Annotated in this window: 11 protein-coding genes and 1 tRNA gene; all 12 read left to right on the forward strand. The window is 50.6% G+C overall.

Translation table 11 applies throughout. The features are described from left to right. Window positions 1-4 precede the first annotated feature (4 nt). Window positions 5-1,591 carry a hydrogenase 4 subunit F gene (locus HER31_RS04605; protein WP_168659496.1) on the forward strand — a complete coding sequence of 529 codons (1,587 nt, stop codon included), beginning with the start codon at window positions 5-7 and terminating at the stop codon, window positions 1,589-1,591. An 8-nt stretch (window positions 1,592-1,599) separates the two neighbouring features. Further along, complete coding sequence (locus tag HER31_RS04610; RefSeq protein ID WP_168659497.1) at window positions 1,600-3,339, forward strand: hydrogenase large subunit; 1,740 nt, start codon at window positions 1,600-1,602, stop codon at window positions 3,337-3,339. 7 nt (window positions 3,340-3,346) lie between these two features. Beyond that, window positions 3,347-3,901: a formate hydrogenlyase complex iron-sulfur subunit gene (locus HER31_RS04615; protein ID WP_238786889.1), complete on the forward strand. Its 555-nt coding sequence runs from the start codon at window positions 3,347-3,349 to the stop codon at window positions 3,899-3,901. Further along, the gene (locus HER31_RS04620; RefSeq protein WP_168659498.1) at window positions 3,898-4,743 is read left to right on the forward strand and encodes an NADH-quinone oxidoreductase subunit B family protein; all 846 of its coding nucleotides are present in this window, start codon (window positions 3,898-3,900) and stop codon (window positions 4,741-4,743) included. Before HER31_RS04615 ends, HER31_RS04620 begins: the two co-directional genes overlap by 4 nt. A gap of 2 nt (window positions 4,744-4,745) precedes the next feature. After that, window positions 4,746-5,153, forward strand: coding sequence for a formate hydrogenlyase maturation HycH family protein (locus tag HER31_RS04625; RefSeq protein ID WP_168659499.1), 408 nt, complete (start codon window positions 4,746-4,748; stop codon window positions 5,151-5,153). Further along, entirely contained in the window at window positions 5,153-5,608 is a 456-nt protein-coding gene (hycI, locus tag HER31_RS04630) for a hydrogenase maturation peptidase HycI (RefSeq protein ID WP_168659500.1), read from the forward strand. The genes HER31_RS04625 and hycI overlap by 1 nt, the downstream gene beginning before the upstream one ends. A gap of 220 nt (window positions 5,609-5,828) precedes the next feature. Then, window positions 5,829-6,374 (forward strand): 4Fe-4S dicluster domain-containing protein, encoded by a 546-nt coding sequence (locus tag HER31_RS04635; RefSeq protein WP_168659501.1) that lies wholly within the window; start codon window positions 5,829-5,831, stop codon window positions 6,372-6,374. A gap of 26 nt (window positions 6,375-6,400) precedes the next feature. Next, entirely contained in the window at window positions 6,401-8,539 is a 2,139-nt protein-coding gene (gene fdhF / locus HER31_RS04640) for a formate dehydrogenase subunit alpha (protein WP_168659502.1), read from the forward strand. A 519-nt stretch (window positions 8,540-9,058) separates the two neighbouring features. After that, complete coding sequence (locus tag HER31_RS04645) at window positions 9,059-10,822, forward strand: sigma 54-interacting transcriptional regulator (RefSeq protein WP_168659503.1); 1,764 nt, start codon at window positions 9,059-9,061, stop codon at window positions 10,820-10,822. Window positions 10,823-10,876: 54 nt separating this feature from the next. Further along, entirely contained in the window at window positions 10,877-11,764 is an 888-nt protein-coding gene (fdhD, locus tag HER31_RS04650; protein ID WP_202983606.1) for a formate dehydrogenase accessory sulfurtransferase FdhD, read from the forward strand. A gap of 311 nt (window positions 11,765-12,075) precedes the next feature. Continuing rightward, complete coding sequence (gene focA, locus HER31_RS04655; protein WP_168659504.1) at window positions 12,076-12,972, forward strand: formate transporter FocA; 897 nt, start codon at window positions 12,076-12,078, stop codon at window positions 12,970-12,972. Window positions 12,973-13,118: 146 nt separating this feature from the next. Next, window positions 13,119-13,210: transfer RNA gene (locus HER31_RS04660), tRNA-Sec, on the forward strand. The last annotated feature ends 8 nt before the right edge of the window (window positions 13,211-13,218 follow it).

Here is a 13,218-nt window from a genome sequence, read left to right on the forward strand (position 1 = left end):
TCACATGGAGCTCAATGTTTTGCTTCCGCTATTGCTTGGCCTGCCGATTGTGGCCGCATTGGTTGGATTTGGCTCGCTGCTGCTCGGTGCAGCAGGGCGGCCAATCACCATTGCCGCACACTTAGTCAGCATGGTTGGGGTGTTTGTACTGTCGATGATGGCAGCTGGCAGCGTCATTAGTGACGGCCCGGCACTGTTATTTGGCAACTGGTTCTATCTCGACGGCTTAACCGCGCTGTTTATAGGTGTGCTTGGGTTGGTGGCGCTCACCACTGGGTTGTACTCGATTGGTTACATCAATCACGAGTTTAACCACGGCGAGATCACCATGCGTCAGCATCAGCTGTACTACGCCTTGTTCAACATGTTTGTGGCAACCATGCTGCTATCACTGGTATCGAACAACGTCATTATGATGTGGGTTGCGATTGAAGCGACCACCGTGTGCTCGGTGTTCTTGGTTGGCCTCTATGGTCAGCGCTCTTCGCTGGAAGCCGCATGGAAGTATCTGGTTATCTGTAACGTCGGCCTCGCTTTTGGTCTGTTCGGCGCCATCATCAGCTACGCCAACGGCGCGGCCACCTTGCCCGATCCAGCCAATGCCATCTTCTGGACTGAACTGCGTCAATACGCCAACTTGCTAGACCCAGCACTAGTACATCTGGCCTTTATCTTCGTGATGATAGGTTTTGGTACCAAGGTTGGTTTGTTTCCGATGCACGCTTGGCTGCCAGACGCGCACTCCGAAGCACCAAGCCCGGTCAGTGCCTTGCTGTCTGCTGGCCTGCTCAACTGTGCCTTTATGGTCATCCTGCGTTACTACGTCATTACCACAGAGTCCATCGGTAGTACCTTCCCGCAAATGATGATGCTCGGTTTTGGCTTTATGTCGGTGTTGGTGTCGTCGTTCTTTATCATCATTCAGCACGACATCAAACGTAAGTTGGCCTATCACAGCGTTGAACACATGGGTTTGATTGCAATGGCAATTGGCCTTGGCCCAATCGGTGCGCTGGCGGGCTTAATGCACGTTATCAACCACAGCTTGGCGAAAACGCTGATGTTCTGTGGCGCCGGCAACATCCTGCTGAAATATGGCAGCCGTGATACCGGTGTCGTACGTGGTTTGCTTAAAGCCGCACCGATGACCGCAGTCATGGTCGCTTGTGGTGCCTTGGCGCTTGGTGGCGTACCGCCGTTCTCGATCTTTATCACCGAGTTCATGATGGTTACCGCCGCAGTTGATGTTGATAAAACGTGGTTTGCGGTGGTGCTGCTGTTGGTGCTGTCGATGGTTTTAGCGGCTTTGGCGCACATGGTTGCAGGGCTGGTTATGGGCGAAAAACCAACCGCAGTGGCCAAGGGCGATGTCAGCTTGATGTCGATTGCGCCAATGTGCTTGCTGCTGGTGTTGCTGGTGGTCATGGGCACCCGTATCCCAGATGGCGTCCTTAACACCGTCGACCAAGCGGCTTTGGTGGTACTGAACAGCGACGAAACCACCACCTTGAATACCCTCAATCTGCCTGAACCGATCCAGCGGGTCATCCAGACCGATGCGCCTGTGTCCACCCTAGTTCAAAATAAGTGAGAAACGCCGTGACTACATTAGAAGCGAATACCGCGAAAGAAAGACACCAGGGTGCGAGTTACGTTGCCGGAGTGCGGCAACTGTTCCCGTCCGCTGTATTAAACGAAGAGTGGCAGACCGATAACCAAGTAACGCTAACGGTGAAGCCAACTTCATTGATTGATGTAATGAAATGGCTCTACTACGAGCGTGATGGTTGGCTGGCGGTCTCGTGGGGTAACGATGAGCGTAGTCTCAATGGAGCCTTTGCGGTCTACCATGCGTTAACCATGGAGGGGGAAACCAAAAGCTGGGTAACGGTCAAGATTTTGGTGGATGAGATAACCCAAGAGTTTCCATCCATTACTCCGCATATCCCTGCTGCGGTTTGGGGTGAACGGGAAATTCGCGACATGTATGGCCTTAAACCGGTTGGTCTACCGGATGAGCGCCGCTTGGTGTTGCCGGATGACTTCCCAGAAGATCTGCACCCAATGCGCAAAGATGCAATGGATTACCGCCAACGGCCAATGCCAACCAGCGATACCGAAACCTACCAGTTCGACAACATCTTGGGTGACGACAGCAACCGCATTGTGCCAGTGGGACCGCTGCACATCACCTCTGATGAACCGGGTCACTTCCGCTTGTTTGTTGATGGCGAAGATATCGTCGATGCCGATTACCGCATGTTCTACGTTCACCGTGGCATGGAGAAGTTGGCTGAAACCCGCTTGGGTTACCAAGAGGTACCATTCCTTACCGATCGGATCTGCGGGATCTGTGGCTTTACTCACTCAGTGGGTTACTCCAACTCGGTTGAGAACGCCATCGGCATTCCGGTGCCAAAGCGCGCCAAGATGATCCGTACCGTGTTGCTGGAAGTGGAGCGCTTGCACAGCCACCTGCTCAACATTGGTCTTTCCAGTCACTTTGTTGGTTTCGACACCGGCTTTATGCAGTTTTTCCGCCTTCGTGAAAAAACCATGGAGTTAGCGGAGATGCTTACCGGTGCGCGTAAGACTTACGGCCTTAACCTAATTGGCGGCGTCCGTCGCGACATCTTAAAAGAGCAGCGCCTTAAAGGGATTCAGCTGGTGCAAGAGGTGCGACGTGAGTTCACTCAGCTGGTGGATATGTTGATGAGCACGCCTAACCTGCACAGCCGTATTCATGGCATTGGTGTGCTGGATAAGAAGATTGCTCGCGACTTCAGCCCTGTAGGACCAACCGTGCGCAGTACTGGCTTTAAACGCGATGCACGTGCGGTTCATGCGGCCACTTTAGAGTCCTATGGTGCGATGCCAATGGAGATCCAAACCGAAACCACAGGTGACGTAGCAGGGCGGGTGATGATCCGCGTACGCGAGACCTTTGACTCGCTCAATATGGTTGAGTTTGGTCTTGATCACTTGCCACCAGGGGCACTGCTGGTTGAAGGCTTCACCTACACCCCACACAAGTTTGCGCTGGGCTTTACCGAAGCACCGCGGGGCGAAAACGTGCACTGGAGCATGACCGGCGACAACCAGAAACTGTTCCGCTGGCGCGCCCGTGCCGCCACGCTGGCGAACTGGCCAGTGCTGCGTTACATGTTGCGCGGCAACACCGTATCCGATGCGCCACTGATCATCGGTAGCCTAGATCCTTGCTACTCCTGTACCGACCGAGTGACCTTGGTCGACACCAAGAAAGGCAAGTCGCAAACGGTGTCTTATCAAGAGATTGAGCGCTACTCGATTGAGCGCACCAACTCGCCACTGAAATAAGGAGTCGATGATGTTCGAGTTATTTAAGACCATCGCCAATGCTGGCAAAAGTACCTCGAAATACCCGTTTGCCCCTTATGAAGTGGCGCCGGATTTTCGAGGTAAGCCTGAGTACACCCCAGAGCAGTGCATCGCTTGTGCAGCCTGCACCAAAGCCTGCCCAGCCAACGCCTTGGTGATGACTACCGATGCCGAAAGCGGGGCGCGTCAATGGCAACTATCGCTGGCTCGTTGCATCTATTGCGGCCGCTGCGAAGAGGTGTGCCCAACCAAGGCAATAACGCTGTCGAAGGAGTTTGAGTTAGCGGTCGGGCAGAAGAAAGACTTGTACCAACGGGCAGTGTTCACCCTACAACAGTGCAACCAGTGCGGCACGCCATATGCCCCAACTAAGGCGGTGCAATACGCCTACGATCTGCTGCTTGCTGCGGGTGAGGATAAAACCGAATTGGAACGCACGCGGAGCGTCATTGAGATGTGCCCAGAGTGCCGTCGCAAGCGCAACATGCTTGGCAGTTCTAACGTACTGATTGGGTCTTTGGCTAAGGAGCGTAACGCATGAAAGGCTTTAAACCATTAGTTGGCGATGCGCACGTCGCACCGGTGCCGGTTAAACCAGATCCCAATGCGGTCAAACTGAAGTCGACCCTGCTAGCTGAAATCAAACGCTCTGCCTATGTATATCGGGTCGATTGCGGCGGCTGTAATGCCTGTGAAATTGAGATATTTGCCGCCATTACCCCGGTGTTCGACGCAGAACGCTTCGGTATCAAGGTAGTTGCATCGCCCAAACACGCCGACATCCTGCTCTACACCGGCTCAGTTACAAGGCCAATGCGGATGCCAGCATTGCGTGCCTATGAAGCGGCGCCGGACCCGAAGATTGTGGTCTCTTACGGCGCCTGCGGTTGCGACGGCGGCATCTTCCACGATCTCTACGGAGTGTGGGGCGGTACCGACAAAATCATCCCAGTGGATGTGTATATCCCAGGTTGCCCACCAACGCCTGCGGCCACCATCTATGGCTTTGCATTAGCACTTGGCTTGCTGGATCAAAAGCTGAAAGAGGAGCATCACGATGAGCAACCGGGCGAGGCGGTGGTATTAGCTCACCCTGAAGTGCCACAACAGCTGCGAGTATTGATTGAAACCGAAGCTCGGCGGTTAGCGGGCTATCGTCATGGTGGTCGCATCGCTGGTGAGTTTATGGACCTGCTGGTAGCGAGTACGCCGCAAACCATCGATGCCAATCTGCAGCGCTATCTCGCCGAGCGGGACGATCCACGCTTAGCTGAGATCGTTACCTGCTTGCATGAAGCGTCGCTATCTGGCCTTGGGGTCAAGCAACCGGTCGAGACCAAGTCGGCGGCAGCTAAAAAAGCTGCGGCAATTGAGGCGCTATAGCGATGGAAGAGCAGGTTTATATCTATGCCTTAAATCGACGCTTTGTTGATGAACAGGATATGCCAGAAGAAGCGCAGCAGGTGATGTATTACAGCCTCGCCATTGGCCACCACCTTGGGGTAGTAGACTGCCTCAAGGTACGGCTGCAATGCAGCCTTGATGAGTATCGTGATTGGATTGGTTTGCTGCCAAAAGAGAGCATCGCTGCCCACAAGATGTCCCGTTACTTCACCTTTGGCGAAATCGCTATCTATCAAGAGCATGTCGACACCCTAGCTCGCGCGTTCAGCGAGGTTGGGCGCCGACCGAACCTAAGCGAGCGCCAGCGGGCGTTGACCGACACCATGATGGGAGCGTTGGCAGACATTCGCCGCGAACCCAATATGTACCTAATGGTTAGGAGCCGTTAATGAGCAACGTTGTATTGACCGTGGGTAATACCATGATGGGGGACGACGGCGCCGGGCCGTTATTGGCACAAATGCTTAACGACAATCCGATTGACGGCTGGCAGGTGATCGACGGTGGCGCCATGCCGGAGAACGTGGTGCACCAAGTGCGCCGATTGGAACCGCAGCGAGTAATTGTGGTTGATGCCGCCGACTTCGGCGAAAAAGCGGGAGAGATCCGCTTAATCAACCCAGCCACTATCGCCGAGATGTTCATTATGTCGACCCACGCCCTGCCGCTTAACTTCCTGATTGATGAACTCAAACAAACCGTGCCAGAGGTGGAGTTTATTGGCATACAGCCGGCCATTGTGGCGTTTTCGTTTCCAATGACTGACATGGTTAAAGATGCGGTAACTACCGTCTATCAAACCTTACCAGCATGGCAGCCAGGGGGGAGTTTTAGCACTATTTAAGCGTCGTCGAGGCCGTCGACATTACTGACGGAGCGGTGTCGATTTGCACCGCTAACCGCCGCCAAGCTGTCTAATTTTTTACTCTAAAGCTGGCGGTTAGTCGACAAAGGCCCTTTTTTAGCCCCATTTTTCGGCTGTTAGGAAAAATGGCACAACAACTGCTTTATAAACGATGAAGGGCGATTGAAGCACCAGCCCTTTGAATACTAAGGATGGAGATATGAATAGGTTTGTTTTAGCCGATCCCCAGAAATGCATAGGGTGCCGAACCTGCGAAATTGCATGCGTTCTATCGCACTCAGATAGCAGCTTAGTTGACTTTGACCCAAGCAACTTTCATCCACGTTTGAATTTGGTCAAAGGCGCTAAGGTAACCACGCCGATTATGTGTCGGCAATGTGAAGATGCTCCCTGTGCTCAGGTTTGCCCTAATGGTGCCATTACCTCTGAAGGTGGCTTTGTCCAAGTAAAGCAAGAGCGCTGTATAGGTTGTAAAACCTGTGAAGTCGCTTGCCCTTATGGCGCCATGAACGTGGTGTCCTTCATGGTCGAAAAACCCGATACCCCCGCTATATTTGCCAACCAAAGCAAGCGTGCCTTTGCGCTTAAGTGCGACCTCTGTGGTGGCTGCGAAGGTGATCAGGCGTGTGTAAACGTGTGCCCGACCAACGCTATTCGATTGGTAAAACAAGAGGAGCTAAAAAACATCAATCACCTTAAGCGCGACGCTGCGGCAAATTCAGTCAATGAATTAGTAGCTCACTAGATTGTATTTTAAATGAGAGTGTAAGCATGGAAAAAACAATTACCGTCTGCCCCTATTGCGGGACCGGTTGTAAGTTGTCCTTGATCACCGAAAACGGCAAGGTGATAGGGGCAGAGCCGGAAAATGGCAGAACAAACCAGGGTGAACTGTGCCTAAAAGGCTACTATGGCTGGGACTTCCTCAACGACACCAACCTACTGACGCCACGACTGAAAAGCCCAATGATCCGTCGCACTAAAGGCGCCAAACTCGAGGCAGTTAGCTGGGATGAAGCCATTACTTTCGCCAGCGACAAACTAAAAGCAATTAAAGCCAAGTATGGTCCCGATGCGATCATGACCACCGGCTCAGCCCGTGGGCCAGGTAACGAAGCCAACTTCGTTATGCAGAAATTTGCTCGTGCAGCGATAGGAACCAATAACGTCGATCACTGCGCTAGGGTGTGACACGCTCCATCAGTCGCCGGTCTGGCGGCCACAGTAGGTAACGGTGCAATGAGCAACTCTGTTACTGAAATCGAACACGCAAAATGCTTATTTATCTTTGGTTACAACGCAGCGGACTCGCATCCGGTGGTAGCCAAACACATCCTTAAAGCCAAAGCCAACGGTGCCAAGGTTATCGTCTGTGACCCACGTTACGTGGAAAGCGCACGGATCGCTGATCAATGGGTGCAGTTGAAGAACGGTTCCAATATGGCATTGGTTAACGCCTTTGCTCATGTCTTAATCGAAGAAAAACTTTACGACGCCGATTACGTTGAGCGCTACACCGAAAACTTTGATGAACTCAAAGAGATGGTGATGAAGTACTCACCGGAAGACACCGAAAGCATTACCGGTGTGCCGGCAGAAGCAGTACGCGAAGCGATGCGCACCTACGCCAACTCTGGTGCCTCAATGATTCTTTGGGGTATGGGCGTAACTCAGTATGGTCAAGCGGTTGATGTGGTTAAAGGCTTGTCAGCCTTAGCCCTGCTTACTGGCAACTATGGTCGTACCGGTGTTGGTACTGGCCCGGTTCGCGGCCAAAACAACGTGCAGGGCACCTGTGACATGGGGATGTTGCCTAACGTCTATCCTGGCTATCAAGCCGTCACAGACGACGCCGTGCGGCAGAAGTTTGAGAAGCGCTGGGGGGTTGAACTATCACCAGAGCCGGGCTACTGCTTAACTGAGTTGGGTCACAAGCTTGATGCTGATAAGTGTAAAGCCTATTACATCTTCGGTGAGGACCCTGCGCAGACAGAAGCGGATCTAACCGCGCTGCGTAACACCTTGAACTCGCTTGATCTGGTTATCGTGCAAGACATCTTTATGACTCAGACTGCCGAAATGGCCGATGTGATCTTCCCAGCCACCAGTTGGGGCGAACACGAAGCGGTATATAGCAGCTGCGACCGAGGTTTCCAACGCACTTTCAAAGCGATTGAGCCACCAGCAGGGGTCAAAGTTGACTGGGAAATCCTGTCATTGATGTCGACGGCAATGGGTTACCCAATGTCGTACCGCGATACCAAAGAGATTTGGGATGAGATCAGAGAGCTGTGTCCAACGTTTGCTGGCGCCACCTACGAGAAGATGGCCGGTCTAGGCAGCGTTCAGTGGCCTTGTCTTGATGAGGACGATCCGGGCACGCCAACCCTGTTTGTTGGCAACAAGTTTGCCACCCCAAGTGGTAAAGGTCAGTTCTTTGCTTCTGAGTGGCGCGCGCCACTAGAGCAACCGGACCAAGAGTTCCCACTGGTGTTGTCTACTGTGCGCGAAGTTGGCCACTACTCCTGTCGCTCGATGACCGGTAACTGCAGTGCCTTGGCGAAATTAGCTGATGAACCGGGATACATGACTATCCATCCAGATGACATAGTCAAATATGGTCTTAAGGATCAACAGCTGATTTGGATCTCGTCGCGTCGCGGGAAGGTGATCACTCGAGTACAGGAAACCGAACGGGTTAACCCTGGTTGCGTTTATATGACCTATCAGTGGTGGATTGGTGCCTGTAACGAGCTCACCATCGAACACTTAGATCCGATCTCGAAGACCCCGGAGTACAAATATTGTGCTGTTAAGGTTGAAGCGATTGCCGATCAAACGTGGGCGGAAAACTATGTTCAAAATGAATATAGTAATTTGAAGGCGAAGTTGCGTAATGCAGCAAGCTAAGTAGGTAATAAATGGCACCGGGCCTCCGACCGGTGCCATTTATTTATTAACAAAATATTATATATTTGACGTGAGTCCTATGTGAATAATAGAAATTCGTTTAGATTGATTTTAAATCCCAGTTTTCACGGATCGAAAATGACTCTAGACAATGTAAAGAAACAAGATGCTAAGCATTCTTGTTATTCTATAAAGGGATTCGAAAAGCTTTCGAAGGAATTGAATTCAATTTCTTCGATGAAACAATTGTCAAATGTTTTGTTGGATTATGAAAATAATCATCGATTTATTGATGGTATAAATCTTATCATCGATGATTTAAATAATTTTTGGTTACGGTCTTACTCCTGCTTTGAACCAGAATTAAAAATCGAGTCATTTCAAGAATCACCTTCGAACTCAGTACTTCTACCAGTTAATAATATCAGTAGTTTCGAGTCGGCTCGGCGTAACTTTCGCTATGAGAATGTAAACAATTACATATGCCTGCCGCTGCGTACCTGCACCAATCAATTAGGAATGATTGAATTTTATATCAATGATGTTAAGCAGGTAGAGGGCAATATATTAGATTACTTGAATGGTATTGCAGCTATATGTTCTACCGCATTAGAAAAGGTTCTAGTTCAAACTGGATCACAGTATTTGTTACCTCCGAGTAATAACTCTGCATTTTTAGTTGATGTGACCAATGCAGTGATAGATAAAGACAAACTTAATGATTTAGCTCGTTCATTATCAGTCTGCCTAAATAACTATTTAACCATTCAATCCTGCAGCCTGATGTCATTAGAACAAGCGTCGGAACGACTGCGCTGCTTCGACTTTGAAATGGGTTTGGGCTCGGAATCTAAATGTCAGGCGCACTATACCGAGCTGAGAAAATCGTTGTACCAGCAGGTAATCCAACAACGGCAGCCATTGGTATTAAACCACGCTGAGCTGGGGCTATTGAACAAATGCCATAGCTGCGAAAAGCAGTTGTCTGCCGGTATGTTACAAGCGTGCATTGTGCCGCTCAGTTTCCGCGATAAAGTCGTTGGGGTTATGCGCTGTGAACATCGCCAAGCGGATTTCTTCGGTGCTGATGTTGTTAGCTTACTGGAGCAGGTGGCCGCGCGGGTATCAATGGGGGTTAACGCCATCCAGTTGAACCAGCAAAGCAAAATGTTAGCGGCGTCGCAGGAAGTGGTTCCAGTGATAGAGGAGCCGGGCACCAAGTCCAAGGTATTTGAAGAGATCATCAGCAAAAGCGAGGTGATGGACAAGGTTTTGCAGCAAGTCCTAATGGTGGCCGACAGTGATTGCACCGTGCTGATCTGCGGTGAAACCGGCACCGGTAAAGAGGTGGTCGCTCAGGCTATCCATCGCCTCAGTGGGCGCAGCGCCAAGCCGATGGTAACCATGAATTGCTCGGCGATCCCTGCAGGGCTGTTTGAAAGTGACCTGTTTGGCCACGAAAAGGGCGCCTTTACCGGCGCGCTCAATCAACGAATTGGCCGTTTCGAGCACGCTAACCAAGGCACTTTGTTCTTAGATGAAATTGGCGATATGCCACTGGAGCTGCAACCTAAACTGCTACGAGTGCTGCAAGAGAGTGAGATTGAGCGGGTAGGGCGTCATCAGCCCATTCCGGTTGATGTTCGGCTGGTCGCCGCAACCAATTTCGATTTGCGCCAACAGGTTGAGAAGAAAACCTTCCGTAGCGATCTGTTTTATCGCCTAAACGTGGTGCCAATTCAGTTGCCACCACTGCGTGAACGACGAGAAGATATCCCGTTACTGGCCAAGCACTTCACCCGCCTTTATGCCAAAAAGATGAACCGCAACATTACCAGTATTCCCGCTGAAATCCTGCGCCTGTTGGCATTGTTGGACTGGCCAGGCAATGTCCGTGAGTTGAGTAATGTGATTGAGCGGGCGGTAGTGTTAACCCGTGGCAATGTACTCAATCTGCCGGTGGCAGAGCTGCAGGCGCTGGCGGAATTGGAAAGTGGCCACATGCTTGAGCTTGAGCCGTTGGCAGCGGAGCCCCAGCCCCAGCCCCAGTCACAACCAACACCCGCTAGCCAACCCAGTGGCTCACAACCGCAAACGACGGAAGCGACGAATCGCACTGAACAGCCAAGTCTAGAGCGCGATCGCATCGTCCAGATTCTGAAAGAAACCAATGGCATTGTCGCTGGTCCACGAGGCGCAGCCAATCGATTGGGGCTAAAACGAACCACATTATTATCGAGAATGCAGCGGCTTGGGATCTCGACCAAAACTTTTATTAGGTGATGCATAACGCCAGCATATGGCGTGGCCAATCATCGTTTGAGGTGCACTATGGATATGAACGACAGCAAGACGTTAGCCGGCACTGAAGCAGAAACGAACTTTGAAACGTTGGCCAGTTTAAACCTTCCTAAACACCAAGCTGCGATGGCTAAATCGGTATCCCAAAGTCGAGAGATCTGGCGCTTACAGCATGATGGCGACAAACGTGTTTTTATTGATGATTTAGCGGCGGAGCGAGCGATTGCCCTGAGCTACAATGGCATCGCGCACACCGTATTGATGTGTTCCGATCAAGACATTATTGATCTGGCCTATGGCTTCTCCTTTACTGAAGGGATCATCAGCCACTCGCGGGAGATCTACGGCGTGGAAATTGCCCAAGGCTGTAATGGTGTTGAGGTAAAGATTGAATTGGCGGGGCGCCGGTTTGAACAGTTGAAGCGGGCACGGCGATCGATGGCTGGGCGCACCGGTTGTGGGATCTGTGGTGCCGAGCAACTGGACCATGTTATCCGGCCATTACCACGCTTAGCCAACAGCAAATCGATGGACTTTGATGCGATTGAGTTGGGAATGCGCCAGCTGAAACAACGGCAATGGCTCAACAAACTGACCGGTGCGACACACGCTGCAGCACTGCTCGACCAACAAGGGCAGCTGTTGTTGATTCGCGAAGATGTCGGTCGTCACATTGCGTTGGATAAGCTTATTGGCGCTATGTTGCAAGGCGAAATCCAAGGTCATGCTATTGCTGTAACCAGCCGCGCCAGTTTCGAAATGGTGCAAAAGGCCGCCAGTGCCGGAATCGAGATCTTGTTGGCGGTGTCCGCCGCAACCGAACTGGCAGTTACCGTTGCCAATAACTATCAATTAACACTGGTGGGATTTTGTCGTGCCGGTCGTGCCAATATTTACTGCCAACCATCTAGAATTGTGAGCTAAGTTATATTAGTGGTAACTATTCTAGTTAATATAAATATAACGTTCATTAATTTATTTAACGTGTCAATTAATGACTGCTATTCATTTATAAATATCGACACTGTGTCGTCTAAATAATCGACATTAGTGTCGTTTTTTATGCTGTAAAAATATTCGTCATACATCAGCTAATGCACTATCAAGCAGGAGTCATGCGGCTTTAGGCCGATATTTATTGTTGTGGCACGGTCATTGCTATTTATTTTGTGAGTCGGCTGACCATTTGTATCGTTCGTTGGCCGTGAATTGTCAAAATAAGAGAGAGCGAGATTATGGCCGGACAGAAAAATCCTTTCGACGCATTGTTACCGCCAGACATGACTAAAAAAGCAGAAGACGTTGGGGTTGGTAAAGCCACTAAAAACCCAATAACTGCCTTTGCTTTGGCGGTCACTGCCGGGGTGTTCATCTCCATTGCATTCGTATTCTATACAACGGTAACAACGGGCTCCGGCGACATGTCTTGGGGCATGGCCAAGTTTATCGGCGCCATCGCATTTAGTCTTGGTTTGATTCTGGTGGTGATCTGTGGCGGAGAGCTGTTTACCTCCACGGTGTTAACCACCGTAGCTCGTGCCAGTGGTAAGATTACCAATAAACAATTAGCGGTTAACTGGGTGACGGTTTACTTCGGTAATATGGCCGGTGCCTTCTTCTTCGTCTTCCTTATTTGGATGGCGCAATCGCACATGGGCAATGGTGGTGAATGGGGAGTTCACGCCATGAAGATTGCGCAGCACAAAATCCACCACACCTTCTGGCAAGCGGTTACCCTTGGGATCTTATGTAACATGCTGGTGTGTTTGGCCGTATGGATGACATTCTCATGCCACACCGTTACCGATAAGATCATGGCGATGATCCTGCCGGTGGCGATGTTTGTTTGCTGTGGCTTTGAACACAGCATTGCAAATATGTTTATGATCCCAATGGGTATTGTTATCTCTAACTTCGCTGGCCCTGAATTTTGGGCTGCCAGTGGTGCTAACCCAGCAGACTTTGCAGATCTAACAGTAGGTCACTTCCTTATTAAGAACTTAATGCCAGTTACCTTTGGTAATATTATCGGTGGTGGTTTCTTTGTTGGTCTGGTGTATTGGGTTATTCACCGCCGGCCAACGTTAATCGTCGAAAACAGCTCAGTTACTAATGCGGTTACTAATAAATAGTCGGCTAAGTTGAATGTTATTTACTGGCGCCATATGGCGCCAGTATTTTTATTGTTATAAATAACAATCGAACTAATTTATCATTTAAATGATTTGAACTAGGTCAAATTAATATATTTATTGGTGGGTAATATAGATATCAATACGGAATGAGATGGGGTCTGGTGGCCCTCCCGGTCTTCAAAACCGAAGTGAGCTTAAATAGCTTTGGCAGGTTCGATTCCTGCCTCTTCCGCCAACTCTTCG

Source organism: Ferrimonas lipolytica (assembly GCF_012295575.1).
Taxonomy (GTDB): domain Bacteria; phylum Pseudomonadota; class Gammaproteobacteria; order Enterobacterales; family Shewanellaceae; genus Ferrimonas; species Ferrimonas lipolytica.

What these genes read in the sequence shown, in the direction of transcription:
- HER31_RS04605 (WP_168659496.1), top strand. Translation starts at nt 5, where the DNA reads ATGGAGCTCAATGTTTTGCTTCCGCTATTGCTTGGCCTGCCGATTGTG.
- HER31_RS04615 (WP_238786889.1), top strand. Translation starts at nt 3,347, where the DNA reads ATGATGTTCGAGTTATTTAAGACCATCGCCAATGCTGGCAAAAGTACC.
- HER31_RS04620 (WP_168659498.1), top strand. Translation starts at nt 3,898, where the DNA reads ATGAAAGGCTTTAAACCATTAGTTGGCGATGCGCACGTCGCACCGGTG.
- HER31_RS04625 (WP_168659499.1), top strand. Translation starts at nt 4,746, where the DNA reads ATGGAAGAGCAGGTTTATATCTATGCCTTAAATCGACGCTTTGTTGAT.
- hycI (WP_168659500.1), top strand. Translation starts at nt 5,153, where the DNA reads ATGAGCAACGTTGTATTGACCGTGGGTAATACCATGATGGGGGACGAC.
- HER31_RS04635 (WP_168659501.1), top strand. Translation starts at nt 5,829, where the DNA reads ATGAATAGGTTTGTTTTAGCCGATCCCCAGAAATGCATAGGGTGCCGA.
- HER31_RS04645 (WP_168659503.1), top strand. Translation starts at nt 9,059, where the DNA reads ATGATTGAATTTTATATCAATGATGTTAAGCAGGTAGAGGGCAATATA.
- fdhD (WP_202983606.1), top strand. Translation starts at nt 10,877, where the DNA reads ATGAACGACAGCAAGACGTTAGCCGGCACTGAAGCAGAAACGAACTTT.
- focA (WP_168659504.1), top strand. Translation starts at nt 12,076, where the DNA reads ATGGCCGGACAGAAAAATCCTTTCGACGCATTGTTACCGCCAGACATG.